The following is a 23,009-nucleotide window of genomic DNA, read 5'->3' on the forward strand; positions in this document are numbered from 1 at the left end:
CGGATTACACTATGATAATTTCTTTTTGCTCCGTATCTAACTTACTTTTTAACTAATACAGCATGTGCAACTTTTATACATAGATCCATGATTACAGTAAAACCTTTTTCGGTTAAATAATCATATGCTTCTTCATTGGTAATTCCTTGTTGAGCCCAGAAAACGTTACAATCCGTTTCTTGAGCTTCTTTCGCTATTTCAGGCAAAAATTCTGGTCTTCTAAATACATTAATAATATCAATTGGTTCCTTAATTTCTGATAAGGAATCATAGGATTTTTCCCCTAATACTTCGTCAACCGTAGGGTTAACAGGAATAATGCGGTACCCTACATCTTGCATTATTTTTGAAATCTGATAGGATGTTCTTTCGGGATTATCAGATAATCCAACCACCGCAATGGTTTTAGCTGATTCTAATATTTCTCTTATGACATTATTACTAGGATTCTGCATATTTGGTAACTCCTTTCATTTCGATTATACTTATTATTAGTTTATCATGTAAGTAAAACACCTTTTGTGTTAAGATTTTATTTATCCTTCATAATTTAGTACCTAATATTAATAGTTCATGATAAACTATATATATAATTTTAAAGAAGAAAGTAGGAAGTTAAATGGAATATGTTCTATTTGCAATAATTGCGTATCTCTTAGGTTCCATTCCATCAGCACTTATTGTAGGTAAACTTGGCTATAAAATTGACATTCGCGAACATGGTAGTGGAAATCTTGGCGGGACGAATACATTTCGTGTGCTAGGAGTAAAAGCTGGGATTATTGTTACAGCAGCAGACATTTTAAAAGGTACTCTAGCTACCCTCATTCCATTATTTTTTGATGCGGATGTATATAGACTAGCGATTGGGATTTTTGCTGTATTGGGACATACTTACCCGATTTTTGCTCGTTTTAAAGGTGGTAAAGCCGTCGCAACATCAGGTGGGATTATATTAGGTGTCAATCCAATTTTATTTGGTGTAATGGTGTTGACATTTCTAGTATCATTAAAAATCTCAAAATATGTTTCACTTTCTTCTATGATTACTGGTCTAGTATCCTTTATTGTTTCTATTTTCTTTGGGGATATTGGTTTAATGATTGTGATAGCTGTTTTAACACTTTTTGTCATTTATCGACATTTAGCAAATATAAAACGGATTATAAATAAAACCGAGCCTAAAATTAAGTGGATGTAAAAGCGGTATAATTGAAATCGAATGAATACTTGCCTTATACTTTGGACAGAGACAAGTCTTGCACTAGAAAGGGAAATAGTCATGAATTCAAACAACATACCGCGTAAAACATTACCTACAAAAGAAGAAAGACATAAATTATTTGGAACTGTAGAACCTGGTCCCAAGCACAAACCAGTGGAAAAAGAAAAAATGGCTGATTTACAAAATATACAAAAAGACTTTTTATTTGAGCTTGATGAAGTTGGTATTACGAATGTGAAATACCCTATTATAATCGACAGTGCTACTGCACCACATTCACAAACAAGTGTTGCATCATTTACCTTTACATCAAGTATCCAACAATCAAGTAAAGGTACGAATATGAGTCGGTTTATGGAGCAATTAGCTGCCTATAGTGTAAATGGATTTCATGCTGATTTTTCCATGTTAAAGGAATTCACTAAAGAGCTTGCTGAACGATTAGGTCAAAAAGATGCGAAGATAACGATACAATTTCCTTGGTTTTATGAACGCAAAGGACCTAGTACAGGTATAGCGGGGTTAAATCATGCCGACTTAACGATGGAAGTTTCCTACAATCAGGATAGTGGATACATCATGAATGTTGGAATGTCTGTCCTGATTACAACACTTTGTCCTTGTTCAAAAGAAATTAGTGAATACAGTGCCCACAACCAACGTGGAAATGTAAGGATGGAGGTTTCCCTCTCCAATGATTTCACTGATTTAGAGGAGGATTGGAAGCTTGCTTTATTAGAGGCTGCTGAGAGTAATGCAAGTGCTAGATTACACCCAATTTTGAAGCGACCAGATGAAAAAATGGTAACCGAGGAAGCGTATGAAAATCCCCGATTTGTTGAGGATATGGCGAGATTAGTAGCTGCTGATTTATACGAATTACCTTATGTGACAGGATTTAAGGTATCATGTCAAAATGAAGAATCTATCCATATGCATGATGCCATTGCAACTATACGCTTCAATAAATAATATTAACTCCTTTTTAAAGAAGGTTCGTATATGAAATATCTATTTATAGGCCTTATTAAGTTTTATCGTAGTGCCATTAGTCCCTTTACACCATCTACATGTCGGTTTTATCCAAGCTGTTCCGAATATGGACTTGAGGCAATACGGAAGCATGGGGCAATAAAAGGCGGATACTTAACAATTAAACGAATAAGTAAATGCCATCCGTTTCATCCTGGTGGAGTGGACTATGTACCAGAAAAGAAGCAAAAGAAAAAGCGCTAAAATTTATGTACTTTAGCGCTTTTTATAAATCAAATTTGGTTATATGATCCCATTTACCCTCTTGGATTAATACCTCTTTTTGCCTTTGACCAAATAGGTCGAAGTGAGGGTATCTTTCATCAAGGTGGATATAGTTAGGATTCAGATGATATTGATTGCCCCACTCTATTAACTTCTCAACGTCTTTGCAACCTACTTTCGTTACACTTGTGCAACCTGGAAAACGATCATCTAACCAATAATGGGTCAAAATGGCAATTTCCCCTTTTGCCACTTTTCTTTTCCATTCTATTAATTCATCTCTGTTCAATCCAAAAGCCATTACTGTTCCCCTTCTATACTCTGCATATATCGTTCATGCCAATTAGGAAATGCTTTTTTTAAAGAAACAGGTCTAAAGTTATCCTTTTTCACGATAACGTGTTTAGTCGTTCCTGTTACCCTTATTTCCCCTTCTTCATCAATAATTTGGTAACCATACACGGTTCTTAGTCCATCATATTTTTCTATCCATGTCTCTACAAATACGTTATCACCATAACGAACTGGTTTTTTAAAAGAAACTTGCGCATCCAAGACAGGAGAAACCACATTATTCTTTTCCAAGTTTACATAGCTTAGTCCTAAGTGCTCGATAAATTTGGTGCGTCCAATTTCGAACCAAACTAGGTAGTTAGCATGGTACACTACTCCCATTTGATCGGTTTCTTGATATCTTACTTCGATTGGTATTTTTACTTTATTCAATTGAAGTCCTCCCTTATTATGTATGTTTAGTTTAGCATATACCCTGGTCGAAACATAAATAAAGAGGCTTCAGAATTTATCCTATTTACTAAAGGGAAAACCGAACTACTATACCATTCTGTTCGATTTCATAATAGTTCGGTTTAATACTTCAACAAAATTATAGATTGGTGGCGTATCCATGTTTAGTATAATTAGCCTCTTCAAAAGATATAACAAGGACAGCTATATATTATGAGGCTTTTACCAAGTGACTTCACAAATATTCCTATGGCTAACGATCATGCGCTTCATCTTGAATTTCAGAACGGAAGCCTTCAATTGCTTCTTCTCGACGTTTATTTTTTTCGATAATGTTCTGCTTTTCCTCACCTGAAGCAAATTGCATGGTTTCATGCGCTTCCTCGATATTTTGAATCGTGTTTTGAACCATATTTTGTAGTTTTTCTACATTATCACTGCGATCATCTGGCTTTGGTGTATGATTTTTTTCCGTCATGTTCATTCCTCCTTGTTGTATTCGATTGCCATTGGCAATGTTATTGTTTGATTTTCTGCTATAACTATTCAAGAAAACAATAAGCACAAAATGAAAAAGCTCCACCCTATGTAACAAATTTGCTACACATAGTGGAGGTCTGAAGTACTTGATACTAATAACTATGCTTCTTTTCGTTTTGATAGTAAATCTCTGGCTCTCTTTTCTAGGTTTTGCTCAATTCGGTCCAAGATTTCTTTATCATCTAGTATTTGCTGTCTATTCGCTTGAACCAATTCTTCAAATGAAAGTCGTTTTTTCAAAGAAATGGTAATCACTCCCTTTTTAATAGAAGTATTACCATTTCTGTTGGTTTGTATAATAATTTTTAGAAAAATATAATCCTTTAGTTTAAGGAATTCATCATTTCCACCATAAAATCATATGTCATCGGACCGACTTTTCGCGGTACTTGTATAACACCATCCGTACCAATAAAATAAGAAGTTGGAATCGTGTAAGCCATATAATTATCTGTCGTATCGTTATTTTTGTCAATTGCTACTGGAAATGTGTAGCCATATTCATCAATAAAATCACGAACAGCAGATTCATTACGTTCTGAACCGGTGGCATTAATAGCTATAATCGTAATATCATCTCCATATTCTTCGTACAACTGCTGCATCTCAGGCATTTCCTCTTTACAAGGCGGACACCACGTCGCCCAGAAGTTAATCAGTACTTTTTTGCCCTTTAAATCTGAGAGCTTTACTACATCCCCATTTAATAACGGTAGTTCAAATTCTGGTGCCTGATCTCCGACATTTAAGCCGTTAGTACCAGGAGATACGATGGTTACGCCTTCAACAGACGTGTCACCTGTTACATCGACTAAATTAGGACCAGATGTCTCTTTATTATTTAAATCCAATACGTTAATGACTAACGCAATACCTAGAGCTAGTAAGATTGTAATACCTACAAACTTTTTTATCATTAGTTAAACTCCCAACATTATGTATTCCATCTCTGCTATCTATGCTTATAGTATACAATCTTAGCTAAAATAATAAAGAAATAAACCTATCTGTCAAAGAGATTTCACAAATACAACTATTTCGTACGTCGTTATTTGACATATAATACATTTTATCCATGTAAAAACGAGCCCCAAAGGAGCTCGCTTTCTTGAGTATTAGGCTAGTTTATTACGTAATACCATTTGTAGGATACCACCATGACGGTAGTAATCAATTTCAACTTCACTATCGAAGCGTACTACAGCTTTGAATTCAGTTGTTTTACCATTTTCATCTGTAGCAGTAACCTTTACAAGGTCATGAGGTTTAACATCTTCACCAATTTCTAGATTGAATGTTTCTTTACCTGTTAGACCTAACTTTTCAGCATTTTGACCTTTTTCAAATTCTAATGGAAGTACTCCCATCATAACAAGGTTAGAACGGTGAATACGCTCAAAGCTTTCCGCAATAACCATCTTAATACCTAGAAGGTTAGTACCTTTCGCTGCCCAGTCACGAGAAGATCCCATACCATAATCTTTGCCAGCTAGAATAACTAAACCAGTACCTTCTTCTTGATACTTCATCGCCGCATCATAGATTGGCATGATTTCGCCTGTTGGCCAGTAGGTTGTATAACCACCTTCAGTACCTGGTGCAATCTGGTTACGAATTCGGATATTCGCAAATGTACCACGCATCATGACTTCATGGTTACCACGACGGGAACCATAAGAGTTGAAGTTTCTTGGTGAAACTTCTTTTTCTTGTAAGTAAAGTCCTGCAGGCATATCTTTAGCAATTGCTCCAGCAGGTGAAATATGGTCAGTCGTTACCGAGTCACCAAATTTACCAATAACACGTAGGTTGTTTAAAGGTTTTACAGTACCTGCATTTTTGGATAACCCTTCAAAGAATGGAGGGTTTTGAATGTAAGTAGAATCTTCATCCCACTCGAATAACGGTTCATCAGTTGTATCGATTTCGTTCCACTTCTCGTTAGAATTGAATACATTCTCATACTCTTTACGGAAGATTTCTGGATTAACGACACGATTAACCTCATTCTTAATCTCTTCCATTGATGGCCAAATATCATTTAAATAAATTGGTTCACCATCTGCATCTGTACCGATAGCATCTTTAGCTAAGTCGACATCTACTGTGCCAGCAAGTGCATAAGCAACTACTAATGGTGGTGAAGCTAGGTAGTTTGCTTTTACTAATGGATGAATTCGACCTTCAAAGTTACGGTTACCAGATAATACAGATGCAACCGTTAAGTCATTGCTTGCAATTGCTTCTTCAATTTCAGGTAAAAGCGGTCCTGAGTTACCGATACATGTAGTACAACCATACCCAACTAGGCTAAATCCTAATTTATCTAGGTACGGCATTAAACCAGCATCTTCTAAGTAACGCGTTACAACTTTTGAACCTGGTGCTAGAGAAGTTTTTACATAAGCCGGTACTTCCAAGCCTTTTTCAACTGCTTTCTTAGCAAGTAATCCAGCACCTAACATAACATATGGGTTAGATGTATTGGTACAAGAAGTGATTGCTGCAATTGCAATAGAACCGGTTTTCATCACGGTCTCTTTACCATTTGAAAGCTTAATGGTTACTTCTTTATCAAACTCTGATTTATCTAGTCCAAAGCCTTGGTTACCTTGTGGTGCCGTAATTGCCTTATTGAATTCTTCTTTCATTTTAGAAAGTGGAATCAAGTCTTGCGGACGTTTAGGACCAGAAAGGTTTGGTTCTAATTCTGACAAGTTAATTTCAACAACCTCAGTATATTCAGGATCCGTTACTTCAGGTGAATACCATAGGTCATTTTCTTTACAATACTTTTCAACTAATTTAATATGCTCTTCACTACGTCCAGTTAAGCGTAGGTAGTTAAGTGCTTCTTCATCTACTGGGAAGAATCCACAAGTAGCACCATATTCTGGAGCCATGTTAGAAATAGTCGCACGGTCTGCAAGCGGCATATCTTTTAGACCTGGACCAAAGTATTCTACAAATTTACCAACTACATTACGCTCACGAAGTACTTGAGTAACTTTAAGTGCTAAGTCTGTAGCAGTAGTTCCTTGTGGGAAGCTGCCAGTAAATTTAACACCAATTACTTCTGGTTGTGGGAAGTATGAAGGTTGGCCAAGCATTCCTGCTTCTGCTTCAATACCACCTACACCCCAACCTAGTACACCTAGCCCGTTAATCATAGTAGTATGTGAGTCAGTACCTACTAATGTATCAGGAAATGCATCATACTCACCATTTCCATTTTCTACTTCATGAACTACATTGGCAATGTACTCTAAGTTTACTTGGTGAACAATCCCAGTTGCTGGTGGTACTGCACGATAGTTATCAAATGCTTTTTGAGCCCAATGTAAGAACTCATAGCGCTCCCCATTACGTTTGAATTCTAAATCCATATTTGCTTGTAATGCACTTGGAGAACCATATTGATCGACTTGAACTGAGTGGTCAATTACTAAATCAACCGGTACCTCTGGGTTAATTTGTTCAGGCTTTCCACCTAAATCTACCATCGCTTTACGTAAAGAAGCTAAGTCAACTACTGCAGGTACTCCTGTGAAGTCCTGTAGGATAACACGTGACGGTTTAAAAGGGACATCTACCCCTTTACCATCTTTTGTTCCCCATTTTACTAATCCTTTTACATGATCATCATTAATTACACGGCCATCGTATTGACGTACGAGAGATTCTAGAAGAACACGAATAGAAAATGGTAATCTATCAATTTTGCCTAAGCCAGATTCTTCTAATGCTTTAAGCTGATAGTAGTTATAAGACTTACCATTAAGTTCGAATTTCTTCTTTGCATTGAAGACACTATTCTCCCCCATTTTCATAAACCCCTTTCAAAACGGAATTCTCTAGATTTGGAACGTTTACTAAGATAACATAATTTCAACTACACATAAGCGCTTCCAAAGTCTATTAGTTTTCTTACATACTCATCTTAAATGAAAATCGAGTATAAAACAATTGTTTCATACTCGATTTACTATACAAAAATCTTATTCAAGGTGATAAGCATTACTTATACACAAGTTCGAATTAATTTCCTACTTAATTATATCAATAGCAGTAACAATGAGTCCTATTTTGGGAAAATAATCCGAAATGTACTCCCTTTAATTTCATTTTGTAAGATTTCTAACTTTGCATTATGTCTTTCCAATAATTGCTTTGTAATCATTAAACCTAGTCCAGTACCTTGCTGTTTAGTAGTGAAGAACGGTTCACCTAGCTTATGGATAACTTCTTCATCTATGCCTGGCCCTTCATCGACTATGTCAATCTTAATCTCATCAGCCATATCCTTTAGTATTACCGTAATCTTTCCAGCTTCCTCCATTGCCTCAATTGCATTCTTAATAATATTGATTAGTACTTGTTTTATCTGGGATTTATCACAATAGATAAATTGTTCATCCCCAATTATTTCTATTAATATATTTTTCAGATTTGCTTGGGGTTTAAGTAATTCCATTACATCTTTGATCATTTGTAAGATAGATTCTTGCTTCTTATTATCTGTAAGCGGTTTGGAAATAAACAACAGCTCTGATGTAATAGTTTCCATTTTTTCAATCTCATCAATCATAATCTTATAATATACATCTTTGCGATTTACCCCAGCCTGTAGTAATTGAAGAAACCCTTTAATGGATGTTAGCGGATTTCTAATTTCATGCGCAATACCAGCTGCTAGTTGACCGGCAATAGACATTTTTTCTGAACGAATCATCATTTCCTCGGTTTCTTTTTTTTCTGTAATATCTCTTGTCGTGCAAATATAGAGATGTTCCCCAGTTGTTGGATCGGTAATTTTTGCAACTTTAACTTCACACCATATGTATTTTTGATCATAATTAACGATATGTACATTAAAGGTTTGGTTTGTAAACGTGTCTTGATTAAAATCCTTCTTTATGTATGCAACATCTTCAGGAAGTATAAAATCCTGAAAAGATTTACCTACTAATTCTCTAGGTTTTAAACCGAGTATATGTTCAATCGATTTTGAAAAATATAGACCTATACCTCTACTATCCCATAAAGAGAAAAACTCATTACTATTTTGCTCTATCCAATCTGTGATAAACTCTGGTAACATATGAAGACTATCCGTTTCTGATAATACGCTTTCAAAAGGGCTGATTACCACTGCTGAATTTTGCTCTATACTGTCTTTATTTGATTCTTTCTCCATTGGATCCGCCCCTTTACTACAAAATTCTTACAATCTCACAAGCTTACTATACTATATGTTGATATTTATCCAAATATGAAAGTTGTTTAAAAAGTAAACTATAATTATAATAATATTAGCATAGATAATTATTAAAAGTAATAAGTTTATCAGAATTTTAACGCTTAGTAGTAAAATTACATAACTGCTACCTATAATTCAACTAAATTTTGATACGATAGTAAAGTAAAATGAAGGAAAAAGGTGGATATTATGTCATATTTTATAGTGTTTTGGGGATTTTTTATGATTGGATTTATGGCAATCGGTGGATACTTTATGTTCCGCAAATTCTTAAAACAGCTTCCAAAAGAAGATGGAAAATCCATGATGGATTGGGAGCTCCATTATATAGAGAAGTCGAAGCATATGTGGAATCAAGAAGAGAAAGATCTACTTGAGGAGTTGGTCTCCCCCGTCCCTGAATTATTCCGAGATGTAGCTAGGCAAAAAATTGCTAGTAAAATAGGGCAAGTGGCGCTTGAACAAGGGATGAGTAAAATTAATCAGGATGTTGTCATCGAAGGATATATTCTCGCAACACCAAAGCGAGATCATAAATTCTTACGAAAAAAATTAAAAGAAAAACAAATCGATGTATCTCCATATGAACATCTATTTAAACGATCTAAAGAGGATTATAGAACGAACTGGCAAGCTAGTTATAAGAAAAGCCAATAAGTATAGTGTGAAGTGCTAGAGAATTAGATGTCGATGAACAATACGTTTCGAATAAGAAAGGTGCCCTCAAGAAGATGAAGGCACCTTTAATTCTTTTTCTAATTGTTTATACTTATATAACATCGCTAGTCTCCAACTACCAAGCATGCCAAAAGCTAATAAGAAAAACATTCCGCTTGTTTCTCCTAATGTAATTGTTCCTCCTAATGCAATCTTTAAAATTAATCTGGCTATCAGTAAGCCAACTAATATAAATATAAAGGCTTTGGAAGGAATCAAATATATTCTATCATTTCGTATTTCAAAGTTAGAGGTTTTGATAAGAAAAATCGAGAAAACAACTCCAACAGTAAGGGCTTCTAATACTTGAATCCACTTTATCTGAAACTCTGGGAAAAGAAACATCAATGCCCCAGTACTCATAAACAAAGGTGGTAAAATAATTCTTTTTACAGAAGCGGGCTTTCTGGATGCTTTTAAGCGAACAACAATCATGACAGAAGCCATCACAAATGCTACAACTGTACTTGCTATTATCCAAAACATAGTAACACTCTTTCCCGGTGTATAGATTAGCTTGTAATGTGTGATAATACGCGATTAACCGTCTCCAACACACGGTGTTCATCGAATGGTTTTACGATAAAGTCTTTTGCCCCTAATTCTATCGCTTCTACAACCACTTTCTGATGCCCCATCGCTGAGCAAACAAGAATGGAAGCATTCGAATCAATCTTCATTATTTCTTTGATAGCTTCGATACCATTCATAATCGGCATGGTAATATCCATAATAACTAAATCAGGTTTTTCCTTTAAGAAAAGTGATATTGCTTCCTTCCCATTCTCTGCTTCCCCTACAACATCATGGTTATCCTTGGTTAGAATCGATTGAAGAGTCGTGCGCATAAATTTAGCATCATCAACTACCAAAATTCTTGCCATTTAACAAATCCCCCAATTATATAAAATCAAACTTCTGCTTTTGTATCATTTGCTATATTTATTATAATTGTTACGGTTACACCTACTACTGTTAAATACACTCCCAAGTCAAACAACATTGCAGTCGCTAGTTCCACTTCCCCAAATATAGGAAATTCAAAGTAACCAAATGTATGTGATAAAAATGGAACATCAAATAAGAATGAACCTACACCTGTTAAGAATGCAACTAACAATCCGACTGAAATCAGCGCTCGAAAATTAATTGGCAATATTTTGTTTACAAAATCAATACCATATGCCATATATAGTAATACTACAGCTGCTGCTGTAACAAGGCCACCAATAAATCCACCACCTGGAGAGTTATGACCTGCAAAAAACAAATATACAGAAAACCCTAGCAGTATAAAGGCAATAAGTGCAGTTGCAGTTTGTAAAATTAAGTTATTGGGTTTGCTCAAAAATAACACTTCCTTATGTAGAATCTATAGGTATTATAATAATATAGTTTACCGTTAAAATCCATTGAAACCTATCCAACCAGCTAAGAAAGCAGTGAGTTTCGTCATCCAATCAAAAAATAGGGCAATACCTAAAGCAATCATAATATAACCGCCGACTTTAACTAATTTATGGCTATTCCGTTTAATCCAACCTAATTTCCCAATAAAGAAGGAAAGGACAAGGAATGGGACTGAAAAACCTAAAATATATGCAATCATCATCACCATACCTTTACTAGGATCGGTTGCAGTTAATGTAAATACTACTGCTAGTATAGGTCCTGTACAAGGTGTCCACCCTAATGAGAAGGCAAACCCAATTAAGGCAGAACCTAAAAAGCCTGACGGACGGTTTTTAAAAGTTACCTTCCTATCCTTCATTAAAAACTTAAAATTTAAAATACCGACAATGACAAGTCCAAAAAATATAATTAATAAAGCACCCACTTGTCTTATTATATCCTTATAAGTCAAAAGAAATTGAGCTATAGAGGAAGTCACAAATCCAAAAATAATAAAAATACTAGAAAATCCGATTAAAAAGCATATCGTATGAATAATACTATTACGATTTAACATTTTATGGTCATCTTTTATTTCACTAACACTCATTCCTGTTATGTATGATAAAAATGCCGGGTAAAGTGGTAATACACATGGAGAAATAAAAGAAAGAAATCCAGCACCAAATGCAAGAAAAATATTTATCTCAGACATACTTAACCTCCTAATTTGCTTCTGCCATCCATTATATCAGATGGTTGACCAATTTATGCATCTGGAATTTGACAATTAGGTGGATAACCTATTGACAAAACTCTTATATGGTTAAAAGGATAATTATACTATCGCATGAAAAAACCCCTACTAGGAATAGTACGGGGTATCTTTGTGCAATGTATACTTGATTTTGTATAACATGATTGCAGTATGCTATTTATCCATTTGATTATTCATTGCACGCATCATTTGATTGATTTTCTTCTGAGAAGGCAAAGAGATTAAAAACCTAAAACCTTGATATAATAAGGTTTCTCTTACCTAACGAACCACTTTTTCTGTTAAGTAAAATATAGCATATAATGGTTAAATTGTCCAATATTTATAATTAGAGAGGTTAAGTTTCTTCCTATTAAATATTTCACTATATTGCCCAATCCATTGTAAATATACGTATCCCTTTTTGTAATAAGTTAATATCGACAATGTTATATGTATGATTTATTACAGTATGTGTAGTATTCATTTTTATCTGTTCCGTCATATTATTATCAGGCATTATAACCTTAATACGAGTTTCTGGTAGGATGATTTTCCCACTAGATAAGGTAGGATTCCCCTCTTGATAAGCAATGCAAGGTAATTTCTCTATAACTTCTCGGGGTTCGTGCCCTGGAACATAAACAGGGTTATCCAGTTCGTCATAATGATCTATTACTCCCTCAGTCAAGTATGTAAAGGTAAATGTATTAGTCATTGGTCTTATTAGTGATTGATATTCAAATCCTTTTTTTGCTTGAACATCGGAATAAACTAAGTAGATTACATCGTTATATTTCATTGTATCTCCACGCTTTATAGGGAAGTTAGTATGGATAATTCGATCATCAAAATTAGTTTCTATTTTACTTATTCCACGGCTAGATAGTAGAACTTTACGTGTGTTTGTTTCATCATTCAATTTGACAGGGACACCAAATTCATTAATCATAAAATTAAAATCATGCTGCAACATCTAATCACTCTCCAAACAACATAAAGAAGTTAGATTCATTTTGAAGTTGTTCGTCTGTTTTAAGCGTTCTAATTTTACGTTCCAGTTGGTCAATACGTGACATTAAATTTTCATGAAATTGTGAAATTGTCATGTCCTCATGCTTATAATTTTTCATCTGTTGAGGATTGTTGGCTAGTGACTCTAATATAGATAAGGCCGATTGATATATTAATTTTTTTGAAGTTGCAGATTCTGGATTGTATGGCTCAAACGGTTGTAGGTTGTTTTCTTGTAAATAGATGGTTAATTCGCTTTGATCTAGTTGGATTCCCTTTGTTTCCATTTCAAGACGTTGTAAATTGTTCATTTCATCACTCCTTAATTTTGGCAATAAAAAAGACACCCAATTGAGTGTCTATAAATAGATCCGAATGAGAATAGTTTAAGCATGATAAATTCAATAATTTCCCCATCTTTATGGATAAATCAAAATATTATTCACACGCAACTTTATGAGAATTTACAAAGAGTATTAGTTAGAAATCTTTTCAACCCTTCTCCCCTCTCTAATTAAACTTTCTCATTCTCGTTGACATCTCTAAGTATTTCGATACCCCAACTAACTAACAAGTTGAAGCCATTGTTTTGTATCCCCCATTTACTGAACTCATCATCATAATACCCCATCAAGAGAGCATTATACTCTTCATGGACATATGATATATCCTCACTTGAAAATGAATTGACTCCCATATATAGAGAACTTTTACCCATATAATTATCAATTAGCCAATTAATTAAGTCCCCTTTTTCAATATGTTCTTTAACTGTTTGAACGTTTACACTTTTACCTTGATCAACTAAAATTGCACACTCTTGAGCAAAAATTTTCATTAAAGTTATTTTTTTCAATCTTATCATCTCCTTTGTCTACTTTATTCGACAAGGAGATGGAAAATCCTGCTTTCTTAGATAGTTATTTAGTATAAGTGGTATTATCCTCTTTCTCGTATCTGTGTAATAAAATTGAGATAAGTTTTTGCCATTCTATTGCTTCATTAATTGCAGTTTCGTATTTTGGATTATCTTTTTTAATAGGTGAAATTTCATCTAAAAACTTAAATTTAATAGTTGGGTTAAGTGGTTCGTCAATAGTAAAAACTAATTCAACTTTTCTTGTTGCACCTGTATTAGTTTGGTTTCCACTTAAACCACCTATAATTGCACCTACACCTCCAGCCAACACCCCACCTACTAATGCACCACCCACTTGTGAACCTCTTGATGTTTTTGTGATAGATATATCATCCTGAATAATTTCCGATTGAATGATATTTTTTACCTCTATTAATATTGGTTCATATTTAAATGCAAATAAATCTAGTTCATAATTTTTAACATTCCCTTTCTCTCTTTCTCTATTAAAAATCTCTACTCTTTCTGAGATGTGTCTCTCCTTTTTGTTAATTATTAAAATTGCTATTTTTGAGTCATCATAATAAATATTGCTATTTTCTTTTGATAAACGGTATTCCTGCGACGAATAGGATTTAGAAATAATAAAATTATTCCCTTCTAATATTTTTGTTATTTCGTTTTTTTCGAATTCTTCTTTTTTAGTATTTAATTCTTTCACTTTATCCCCCATCAACATAACAAGAACAATTACTACACCTACAATTACAAAAAAATACCAATAATCATAGTTTAACTCCCCAACCAACTAATAAAATAGAAAAAATAACAAAAGTAAATATTCCTTTTTTCATTGCAACACCCCTAATTTAATTAAATTTTTATTTGATATATCTAAGGTGTCGCAACTATTTTACCATAAAATATTATATTGTCATCATATTTACCTAAATTTTTCAAATAATTAGATTTTGGTTAATTTTTCTCGGGTGTGTAAAGGCATATGCTAGGCGACCTCGTTCCCATAATAGGGGTATCCGTGCCTTATTTAAAGCGATTCTAACGTCTCTTATTAACCTATTAGGACTAAATTTCATCATTTGCTTAAACTATCTGATTGAAAACTTAATCATAAAATGCTAATTTATCAAGGTTTCTAGCCGATTCTAGTATATTTATGTATAAAAACTGAATAAAAAATGTCTTATTATACATAGTATATAGACATTTCTATTTTAATGAGATGGATAGAGGATTGACTCTTGTGTTCTCTTGTCTAAATTGAGGAGCGTAGTTGTTCTATTGTAACAGGGACGTGAACAGCGATATATCCTATCCATTCACAATCCCCATTACATCAACTTTTATAATAAATCCAATTTAATTGATAATCATTATCATTAACCATTACTCAACTGTATCAATCTTATCCTTACCGTCTGTACTAACTGTACTATTATTACCCTCACTCATAATCTTATTTAGTTCCATTTGGACATCACTTGTCATAGGAGAATGGCTTAATAAGGATTCTAATGATATAGCACCCATATCACGTAATTCCTTCAACATCTCAATAATCTCCTTATCATTTGAAGGCATAGCATACTGGAATACTATATCCAATGAATCAAAATCATCATCACTAAACTTAATATTTTTATATCCTAACAATGTCCGTATCTTCTCGAAACGCTGTTCAATTCCATCACGCATAAACAACTCATTACCTGCCGCTTTAATGTTAGCCAATTGGAATAGTAATTTGATAGATACTTCACTAAGGTTACTGATGTCCGTCTTATTCATACTTACAGCAGGTGTCTGAGATGTATCAAGCAATGACTGTAACAACGTCTTAAACAACGTTTCGAATGTATGGTAATCCAATCCATTACTCTCCAACTTGAAGTCAGAACCATCATCTAAGGAGATACCGCCACCTACTACATCACTCGATAGCCCATCACCTTTTATCTCTTGTCCTATACTAACAGGAATAGGATTCATAAACTTATAGAAACTATCTGTATATTTACTAATTAAATCTTCCATGTTGTCTAATATACTGATCCAATCATCTAACTCTGACCTTCCTTCAACCTCGTTTAACTCGTTTTGATTGTGATAGATAATAGGTAATCCCGAAAGGTTGTTGTATCTACCAACTAAACGCAATTCCCCACCTTTATTATCATATTCACTCACATATTTAGGTTCATAGACGGTATAATACTCTATGCCATCACTCATAAATGCCTGTATGTAAGCAATAAGATTATTGTTATGGTCGTAAACTGGATAACCCTCACTCGGATCAATCAACTTAGATTTAATTGTTCCATTTTCCATATAAACGTACTCTGCGACCTGTCCATATTTGAGAACTTTGTCCAATATCTTTTGGTTTAATCTATTATATTTACCTTTACGATTCACTTGCTGATACTTCTTAACAATCTTTTCGTTACCAGTCAAAGTAATGGTATTTTGTAATAGATATGCTTTTTGAAAGTTTAATAAGGTCTTAGCATACTGTAATACAATCTTCCTTGGTACAAATTCCTTCCCTTTATACTTGTAACTGGCTTTCTGTAATATCGCATGATTACCGTTTAAATACTCTTTTTTAGCCATTACATCTTGGACACGTCGTTGATTATGTACCTCATTTACAAAAGTAACAAACCAATCGCTTGCACTATCATATTTATCTTTTATATATTGTTGCAAATCCATTTCCTCAACTCCTTATATTTCGACATAATATTTCCCTTGCTTCATGGCTTGGACACTCATAGCCACACTAATTACCAGGTCGTCATGTAATCCACTTCCACGTTTATTTCCCATTTTCCCGTTATCATCTATGTAAATTTTCATTTCTTCTAACGTTTGAACACATTCGATATTGATCTGATTCATCTCAAAATACTCTTTTAGATCACTAATAAGGATTGATTTAGTGACATTAGTAGTCTGGAAACCTAACTGGAAACGTTTCTTGCCACGCTCATTAAATATTTTGCTTTTTAATAAGTTTAAGTAGCCATGTTCCTTCCTAAGACGTTCCAATAATGGAGTGCCAAAACTGTTCCTTTCCACACAAAGAAACGCATAGTTAAAAAATCTACCCAATGCATTAATAACTTTTGCATATTCATAAACAGGCACATCATTAGCATAAAATGAAGCCATTTGTTGACCTTCTACATCAAATATTGAACATGTAGAGTTATCCGTATTACCGCCATTACCTGAAGCAACATCAACCCCACCATACATTCTTATTCCATGCTTAGGTAAATGGTAGATAAATAAACTCTTATTTAAATATGGCTTTAAAATATCGGGTATCTCGTCATATATCTCATTGGTAGGTAGTGGATCAATAACATTTTGTAACCGTTCAACAACCTTATTTGTATCAAATACAGATATATTGGAGGTTTGAAATGCTTCATTAGGTGTAGTTGGAAATTCACGCTGAAACTTTTCCAATGAATTTGTTTCTATATAATATCTCCTAAACATCAATTGTCTGAACGTTGCTTTATACTTATCTCGCAATATTTTTTCGTCATGTTCTAGGTCATTAAAGGACATTCTACGCCCTTGATTATGTTCCTTAAACCATACCTCTGCTTCATCAAAAGAGTGCTTAAATTGACTAGAATATGCTTTAGACAACCATGAATAAAAGTGGGACTTCCAAACGGATTCCTTGCCTCTCCATGCTTTCATAAACATCTCTTGGTAATAATTAAAACCCATTGCGGTTGCTTCAATAATTATCTTAGAATTGGGGTTTTTGGCTAGTGCAGGAATGGAAGTAGCAATAATTTCTTCTTGTTGTTCTGTTGGATATTTTGCCATTTCTGACAAGTGAATTAATTCAAATGTATTCCCTGAAATAGAATCCTCTCCACCAGCCGTTGCCATTTGAATACGTGATCCATTTTCAAAATAGATTTCATCTCTATTGGAGATAACTTTCTTAGGGAACAATTCAGGGTATTTATCATGCGGTAAATACTGATACATTTTATTAATCCTTCTTAATAAGGATTGAGTTACCTTGTTATGATGTGTCATCATCAAATAGTTTGTATCCGGCTTAGTTAATGCAGACCACAACATGTAACCAAGTGAAAGTGTCGTAAAACCAATCTGTCTCCCTTTCAAAATGATGTTATATTTCACCATTTCATTTATGAATTGTTCTTGTTCAGGATTTAATACAAATGGAACACTTTCACCGTTGTTATCAATAATCTTAATGAAATTTTTTGCAAATAACCGAAAATCACCCATAACCTGTTGTAATGCCTTATTATTCGATTTTATTTTAGCAGCCATTTATTTCACCTCATTTTCAAACAAAAAAGAGTGCCAAAAAGACACTCCTTAACTCAAATCAAATTCATCTTCATCTTTTTCGTGATCTTCAATTTCCGTTTTATAATTATGCTTCACTAACTTAGCATTACTTTGTATATCCTTCTGCAATTGTAAAAACAATTTTACTGTTTGAGGATCACCAGTTTCTTTTGCCTTTTTTGATACTAGATTATATATATCCTCATAATCATCATTAACCTTGTAATCTAGGTACAACATCAGTAAATTTTTATATTCGTTTGATTTCTCCCAACGGTAGAATGGTGACATAGATTTACGATTAACAGTTTTAAGGAATTCTTCCTCTGACTTTAACGGTCGGTCACGGTCAAATCTTAGTTCTGGGTGGAGATACTTAAAGTATTCTGCAAATCTAAAATCCGTTTGCTTTAATGCCTGATAAATATTCATTTTTTAACACCTACTTGTCTAGCAATTTCACTTGTTTCTTTAACTAATTGGCTCATAGTTTCTATTTTCTTATTGATCTGCTCTAACTTATATAGGCTAATGACGGAACGATCATAATTCTCACGCTCAACGTCAACTAATTTATTAATTGATTCTGCTAAGGTTCTTTCTTTTTGATTTTCCATTAATAATTACCACCTTTGATTAATATTTTTAAATTGCAAATAAAATAGCCCCTAACCTAAGTTAAGGACTTGAAAATTTAATATTAATATCCGTTTGGACTAATGTCCCATTCATCACCTATTGCATTATCGTCAACATCATGGAAAGGGTTATCATTTCCTTCCTCAACCTCTATGAATGGATTATTAGTTTTATTTTTATAACGATTCAAAAATACACGGAAAGCATCATGATTTACTTTTTTAAATGATTCAATATATTTATAAGAACGTACTGGGACATGTTCATAATTGATTCCCTTTTTACTCCGTTTTGTGTACGTAGCAACCATACAATTTTTATTTAAGTTTATGAGAATGTTAGTAATTGTATCATTGCCATAACCTAACCATTCTTTTATAGTATTAATATTAATATTTGCTTTTCGTTCTCCTGAACCCGACAATTTTAGCAATAATAAATATACACTCACTTCTTTAGACGATAATAATAAGTCATTATACATGTAATCTATCGTTTTAAAATTTATAGGAATATAATAATCTTCTTCGGTATTCGGTTTATCTTCGACAAGGCCTTTATGATTTTTTTTGATATGAGTATTTGGAACATCTGCGGCTTCCAACACTATCAACTTATCAGATTTTACTTTTCCATTATCATCAATTAATTGATCCCACCGATAAGGTGTATGTAACTTAATAATTCCTGCGTTTTCCATTTTCCTCATTAATTCAAGAATCTGATTATGGGTAAGTTTCTTTTTAAGGTTCATTTTTGTAAACTTTACCATTTCACCAATAGTAATACGAAAAACATGATGATTATAATTTTCTTTATCGTCACCGATAATCTGATGTTGCCTAAACCTAAATAATTGCAAATATAAATTCAAACCTTCTTCTTTACCAATTTTATTAAAAATAGATTTCTTTTTACCATCAAACCAATTAGATTTAATTTTTGTACTCGATAATGCAAATTGATTAAATTCCATAATTGTATATCCTCCATTGTTTAATATTGTATAATTATAAAAGACACCAACAACAAATCCATATATGTGTAAGGAAAGGTTTTGATTTTGAACTTAAAAATAAAATAGTTGATGGGAAAAGTTTACTTTAACCATGAAATATTATTTTAAGTTTATTATTTTATTATTTTAATTAATTATATACCTATATGGTTGCAATTTCACACGAATATCCATATACCTAATTCCTATATGGTCGTAAAATCACATGAATTTTCATTTCCAAATCGCGTTTTGGTCGTAAAATCACACAAAATATTATTTATAAATAAGAATAAGTTATAATTTAGCAAGACATTTTTCTTTATCCCTTGATAATATTGACTCTTAACCGTTCCCATTTGGTTGTATTATCACATAACTTTATTTGTTGTTAGTATTATATTCTACTACATCTTTAAATAATTGATTGCTTGATTCGTATAAATAAAAATCTTGTCTTGTTTTAGGGTGGATTGCATGAGTTATAAATTTATAGCCTTTTTCAAACCTCAACCACGAGGACAATTTTTTATCGTAACAAAAGAAGTATTTTCCGTTCATTTTTAATTCTCCCTTAAATAAATATAAGGGGATAATATTAATCCCCTATATTGCTACTGTGTATTTGTAATATTTTTTACGAGTTAATGCGAAACTGATAATATTTTTACCTAGTTCCCCGACTTCATCACCTTGTACTCGTCTACCAACGTTTTTAAACTGTTTATGTAAGGTAAACGGTTGTTTTGGTAATTCTAATTTAATGTCAAGGACTTTTGACAACAACGATAATGGTAATTTTGTCTGTAAATAACCATTATCATCAATCGTTATCTTTTCTGACATTCTATATTTTTCCTGGACTAGTTCGTATTCCTTTTGGGTAGTATTGTTGAGAATATCAATTAGTTCCTCAAATCCCAACATTTCTAAGTACGTATTATGTACTTGCTTAAATCTATTATCATAATGACCTAAAAACCCACTATCAATTGCTAGTAGGATCATTTTACCTTCTCTACTTGCCGGTAATGGCAAATCATAAAATGACCACATCATAATAGCGGTACTCATACAATATTTATCAAAGTAATTATCACCTGATATATTTAAAATTGAATTAATATTTGCCGATTGTTTATTGACTTTATTACCTTGATTTAGACGTGTTACATGATTATCCCAACACCTACCATTAGTAAACGCTAAATCAATCCCTAATGTTGGCTTACGGACATTTTTGTCCATAATATAAACACTCTCAAAGGTATAAAAATAATTAATTTTATTACCCTTTGCCTTTTGTTCAACCATGCAACCAATTAAACTGTCAATATCATCAGTCAAAGTTACCGCTAAGGGGTTATGCTCAAAACACCAAGTTGGGAATTTATCCTTTAATTCTTTATCCATACTAATGTGAAAGAAACTCTCTCACACTTCTCCAAATTAAAACTCCATTTTATACTCTGTAACTTCTTCCTTTGTTTCCTGTGACTTTTATATGGTTCGGCATTTTATTTTAGATTTACCAAACAGCCACAATAAAGGAAGAAGTGTTTAAGTTTTCTCGCTCACATCTTCACCTCAATTCTTTGATTTTTGATTAAATTACTTCTTTTCTATGTAGTCTTTATATCTCTCTATTTTGTCTTTAGACATTTTACAGTCATCATTCTCAAATTTGCTAATTAGAGATTGGCTACAGTTTAATAATTGTGATAACTCTAGTTGTCCAATCCCCTTCCTCCTTCTTAAAATTAAATAGTATTCCTTTTCATTCATTCTCCTTTTTCTCCTTTTTTAAATTAAAAAAGACACTCCCCAACTCTGGGGAATGCCTTTATATCAATGATTATTCCTCTGTTGCTCCAGAAATAGTTACTACTGCGACACCTTTTGGAGAACCTACTTTTAATGTAGATTCTGCGATAACTTGACCTTTTACATTGTCTCCAGATTTTGCTAGTGGCTCAAAGTGTGGTTCACGTAAATATGCAAGGCTAACATAAGAATCATTAAAAGCAACAATCTTATCTGCCGGAACATGCTTACTTAATACAAAATGAACTGTGCCATAATTTGTATTGATAGAATCTACTAATAGACCAAAGTTTGTCGTTACGTGATTGTAGCCGTAACGATCTTTATAGATAGCATCTATCTGCTCTTTAATATCTGCATTAACTAAAGCATAAACAGTTCCCTCTGCAAGGTCTTGATTCCATAGATTACGCATAAATTCTTTTACAGTATCCTCTGTAACATTACCAGTTACTTCAACTGCATTAGATTCATCGGCAAACTCGATTAAACCACTCATTTGACGTTTAAATGGTGCAACTGAACCATCTGCTTTAACTCCATTGATAAATTTCTTTTCCATGTTGATCTTTAATTCAAGAAGGCGATCTTCAATCTCCTGGGAAAATTGAGTAGATTTCATTGCCACCGCTGTCCCTGAAACGCTTGCACCTTTCTTAAAGATTTCAAGAATGTTGTTTAGTTCTGCTCGGGCACTTTCATAAAATTTAATTTCGTCCGATCCTTCTACTGCGGATAAATCTTCATCATGGTCAAGAGTTTTTTCTCTCCATGTATAGACTGTAGATAATGCCTTCTCGATATTACCTTTTGCCATTAACATTGATGTTAGTGGTGTTGCTTGTACTCCAATAACTGCGATTTCCTTCGCTAAAGAAATCTTTTCTGCATGTGTGAAGTTATCTGATTTAAACAATATAATCATTCCTTTTCTTTTTTTAGTTTTTATGTATAGCCCTACTTGGACTTGTTACCCAAATAATTTTGATAATTTTGTTGCTATCATTCCTTGAACGTTCCCGTCCTTTTCAAATTTTGAATATTCGTCTGTTTTTGCATGATCCTGTGGAACATAGCCAGTAGATACTTTAATATCATTTACTACTTGGCCTAACACTTTAACAACTTCCTTTAATTCTTCTTCATTCTCGACTTTGACGATTGAAGCAAATTGTTCTAAACCTTTATCTTTTAAGGATAGATTTACTTCCTTTTGCCATAAATCTTGTTCACGTTGTTGTAAATCCAATTCCTCCTGAGTTGGCTCTTTTGGAAGTTTGCCTTTCACTTCTTCCAATTCTGCAACAATAGGATTTAACTCCTGTTCTTGCCACTCTGCTTTAGCATTTTGAATTGCTTCATCAACTTGCTCTTGTGTAAAATTGTCTTCTGCCATTCTTT

The 23,009-nt window shown here is 33.3% G+C and carries 29 protein-coding genes; 4 read left to right on the plus strand and 25 right to left on the minus strand.

What is annotated here, in order from left to right:
• Positions 1-41 precede the first annotated feature (41 nt).
• A complete protein-coding gene (locus tag KGF86_RS06845) occupies positions 42-455 on the minus strand; it encodes a CoA-binding protein (protein WP_186868777.1) in 414 nt (137 codons plus the stop codon).
• Between the two features lie 164 nt (positions 456-619).
• Between KGF86_RS06845 and plsY the strand changes: the two genes are divergently transcribed.
• The 3 genes from plsY to yidD all read left to right on the plus strand — a co-directional run bounded on the left by plsY (position 620) and on the right by yidD (position 2,461).
• Entirely contained in the window at positions 620-1,201 is a 582-nt protein-coding gene (gene plsY, locus KGF86_RS06850; RefSeq protein WP_186868776.1) for a glycerol-3-phosphate 1-O-acyltransferase PlsY, read from the plus strand.
• Positions 1,202-1,282: 81 nt separating this feature from the next.
• On the plus strand, positions 1,283-2,197 hold the full coding sequence (gene folE2, locus KGF86_RS06855) for a GTP cyclohydrolase FolE2 (protein ID WP_186868775.1): 915 nt from the start codon (positions 1,283-1,285) through the stop codon (positions 2,195-2,197).
• Between the two features lie 30 nt (positions 2,198-2,227).
• Complete coding sequence (yidD, locus tag KGF86_RS06860) at positions 2,228-2,461, plus strand: membrane protein insertion efficiency factor YidD (protein ID WP_186868774.1); 234 nt, start codon at positions 2,228-2,230, stop codon at positions 2,459-2,461.
• Between the two features lie 22 nt (positions 2,462-2,483).
• Here yidD and KGF86_RS06865 read toward each other — a convergent pair whose 3' ends face one another.
• The 7 genes from KGF86_RS06865 to KGF86_RS06895 form a co-directional block, all read right to left on the minus strand.
• The gene (locus KGF86_RS06865) at positions 2,484-2,783 is read right to left on the minus strand and encodes a hypothetical protein (protein WP_186868773.1); all 300 of its coding nucleotides are present in this window, start codon (positions 2,781-2,783) and stop codon (positions 2,484-2,486) included.
• Entirely contained in the window at positions 2,783-3,208 is a 426-nt protein-coding gene (locus KGF86_RS06870) for an acyl-CoA thioesterase (RefSeq protein WP_211741441.1), read from the minus strand. The genes KGF86_RS06865 and KGF86_RS06870 overlap by 1 nt, the downstream gene beginning before the upstream one ends.
• Before the next feature lie 274 nt (positions 3,209-3,482).
• Positions 3,483-3,707 carry a small acid-soluble spore protein Tlp gene (gene tlp / locus KGF86_RS06875; RefSeq protein ID WP_186868771.1) on the minus strand — a complete coding sequence of 75 codons (225 nt, stop codon included), beginning with the start codon at positions 3,705-3,707 and terminating at the stop codon, positions 3,483-3,485.
• A gap of 161 nt (positions 3,708-3,868) precedes the next feature.
• Positions 3,869-4,015: an FbpB family small basic protein gene (locus KGF86_RS06880; RefSeq protein ID WP_186868827.1), complete on the minus strand. Its 147-nt coding sequence runs from the start codon at positions 4,013-4,015 to the stop codon at positions 3,869-3,871.
• 77 nt (positions 4,016-4,092) lie between these two features.
• The gene (locus KGF86_RS06885; protein ID WP_186868770.1) at positions 4,093-4,686 is read right to left on the minus strand and encodes a TlpA family protein disulfide reductase; all 594 of its coding nucleotides are present in this window, start codon (positions 4,684-4,686) and stop codon (positions 4,093-4,095) included.
• A 198-nt stretch (positions 4,687-4,884) separates the two neighbouring features.
• A complete protein-coding gene (acnA, locus tag KGF86_RS06890) occupies positions 4,885-7,593 on the minus strand; it encodes an aconitate hydratase AcnA (RefSeq protein ID WP_281413772.1) in 2,709 nt (902 codons plus the stop codon).
• 257 nt (positions 7,594-7,850) lie between these two features.
• Entirely contained in the window at positions 7,851-8,966 is a 1,116-nt protein-coding gene (locus KGF86_RS06895; protein WP_211741443.1) for an ATP-binding protein, read from the minus strand.
• Positions 8,967-9,218: 252 nt separating this feature from the next.
• Between KGF86_RS06895 and KGF86_RS06900 the strand changes: the two genes are divergently transcribed.
• Positions 9,219-9,686, plus strand: a complete 468-nt coding sequence (locus KGF86_RS06900) for a DUF2621 domain-containing protein (protein ID WP_186868767.1) — start codon at positions 9,219-9,221, stop codon at positions 9,684-9,686.
• Between the two features lie 66 nt (positions 9,687-9,752).
• Here the strand turns inward: KGF86_RS06900 and KGF86_RS06905 are convergent, their stop codons facing one another.
• From KGF86_RS06905 to KGF86_RS06985, 17 genes are all read right to left on the minus strand, one after another.
• Positions 9,753-10,232 carry a CcdC family protein gene (locus KGF86_RS06905; RefSeq protein WP_186868766.1) on the minus strand — a complete coding sequence of 160 codons (480 nt, stop codon included), beginning with the start codon at positions 10,230-10,232 and terminating at the stop codon, positions 9,753-9,755.
• Positions 10,233-10,258: 26 nt separating this feature from the next.
• A complete protein-coding gene (locus tag KGF86_RS06910; RefSeq protein WP_186868765.1) occupies positions 10,259-10,630 on the minus strand; it encodes a response regulator in 372 nt (123 codons plus the stop codon).
• 26 nt (positions 10,631-10,656) lie between these two features.
• The gene (locus tag KGF86_RS06915) at positions 10,657-11,094 is read right to left on the minus strand and encodes a Na(+)/H(+) antiporter subunit B (protein ID WP_186868764.1); all 438 of its coding nucleotides are present in this window, start codon (positions 11,092-11,094) and stop codon (positions 10,657-10,659) included.
• A gap of 54 nt (positions 11,095-11,148) precedes the next feature.
• Positions 11,149-11,853 (minus strand): cytochrome c biogenesis CcdA family protein, encoded by a 705-nt coding sequence (locus KGF86_RS06920; protein ID WP_186868763.1) that lies wholly within the window; start codon positions 11,851-11,853, stop codon positions 11,149-11,151.
• 427 nt (positions 11,854-12,280) lie between these two features.
• Entirely contained in the window at positions 12,281-12,871 is a 591-nt protein-coding gene (locus tag KGF86_RS06925; protein WP_211741444.1) for a hypothetical protein, read from the minus strand.
• Positions 12,872-12,875: 4 nt separating this feature from the next.
• Positions 12,876-13,220 carry a hypothetical protein gene (locus KGF86_RS06930; protein WP_211741445.1) on the minus strand — a complete coding sequence of 115 codons (345 nt, stop codon included), beginning with the start codon at positions 13,218-13,220 and terminating at the stop codon, positions 12,876-12,878.
• A gap of 203 nt (positions 13,221-13,423) precedes the next feature.
• The gene (locus KGF86_RS06935; protein ID WP_211741446.1) at positions 13,424-13,765 is read right to left on the minus strand and encodes a hypothetical protein; all 342 of its coding nucleotides are present in this window, start codon (positions 13,763-13,765) and stop codon (positions 13,424-13,426) included.
• Between the two features lie 64 nt (positions 13,766-13,829).
• Positions 13,830-14,576 carry a hypothetical protein gene (locus tag KGF86_RS06940; protein ID WP_211741447.1) on the minus strand — a complete coding sequence of 249 codons (747 nt, stop codon included), beginning with the start codon at positions 14,574-14,576 and terminating at the stop codon, positions 13,830-13,832.
• Positions 14,577-15,175: 599 nt separating this feature from the next.
• Complete coding sequence (locus KGF86_RS06945; RefSeq protein ID WP_211741448.1) at positions 15,176-16,507, minus strand: phage portal protein; 1,332 nt, start codon at positions 16,505-16,507, stop codon at positions 15,176-15,178.
• Positions 16,508-16,519: 12 nt separating this feature from the next.
• Positions 16,520-18,127 (minus strand): terminase large subunit domain-containing protein, encoded by a 1,608-nt coding sequence (locus KGF86_RS06950; RefSeq protein ID WP_211741449.1) that lies wholly within the window; start codon positions 18,125-18,127, stop codon positions 16,520-16,522.
• A gap of 48 nt (positions 18,128-18,175) precedes the next feature.
• Positions 18,176-18,580 (minus strand): hypothetical protein, encoded by a 405-nt coding sequence (locus KGF86_RS06955; protein WP_211741450.1) that lies wholly within the window; start codon positions 18,578-18,580, stop codon positions 18,176-18,178.
• Entirely contained in the window at positions 18,577-18,765 is a 189-nt protein-coding gene (locus KGF86_RS06960) for a hypothetical protein (RefSeq protein WP_211741451.1), read from the minus strand. The genes KGF86_RS06955 and KGF86_RS06960 overlap by 4 nt, the downstream gene beginning before the upstream one ends.
• Positions 18,766-18,848: 83 nt before the next feature.
• On the minus strand, positions 18,849-19,763 hold the full coding sequence (locus tag KGF86_RS06965) for a hypothetical protein (RefSeq protein ID WP_211741452.1): 915 nt from the start codon (positions 19,761-19,763) through the stop codon (positions 18,849-18,851).
• Positions 19,764-20,390: 627 nt separating this feature from the next.
• On the minus strand, positions 20,391-21,197 hold the full coding sequence (locus KGF86_RS06970; protein WP_211741453.1) for a hypothetical protein: 807 nt from the start codon (positions 21,195-21,197) through the stop codon (positions 20,391-20,393).
• A 198-nt stretch (positions 21,198-21,395) separates the two neighbouring features.
• A complete protein-coding gene (locus KGF86_RS06975) occupies positions 21,396-21,569 on the minus strand; it encodes a helix-turn-helix domain-containing protein (protein WP_211741454.1) in 174 nt (57 codons plus the stop codon).
• Between the two features lie 70 nt (positions 21,570-21,639).
• Positions 21,640-22,524 carry an SU10 major capsid protein gene (locus KGF86_RS06980; protein WP_211741455.1) on the minus strand — a complete coding sequence of 295 codons (885 nt, stop codon included), beginning with the start codon at positions 22,522-22,524 and terminating at the stop codon, positions 21,640-21,642.
• Positions 22,525-22,578: 54 nt separating this feature from the next.
• Positions 22,579-23,004 (minus strand): hypothetical protein, encoded by a 426-nt coding sequence (locus tag KGF86_RS06985; RefSeq protein ID WP_211741456.1) that lies wholly within the window; start codon positions 23,002-23,004, stop codon positions 22,579-22,581.
• Between the last annotated feature and the right edge of the window lie 5 nt (positions 23,005-23,009).

The sequence above is a fragment of the Ornithinibacillus massiliensis genome (genome assembly GCF_018310345.1).
Classification (GTDB): domain Bacteria; phylum Bacillota; class Bacilli; order Bacillales; family Amphibacillaceae; genus Ornithinibacillus; species Ornithinibacillus massiliensis.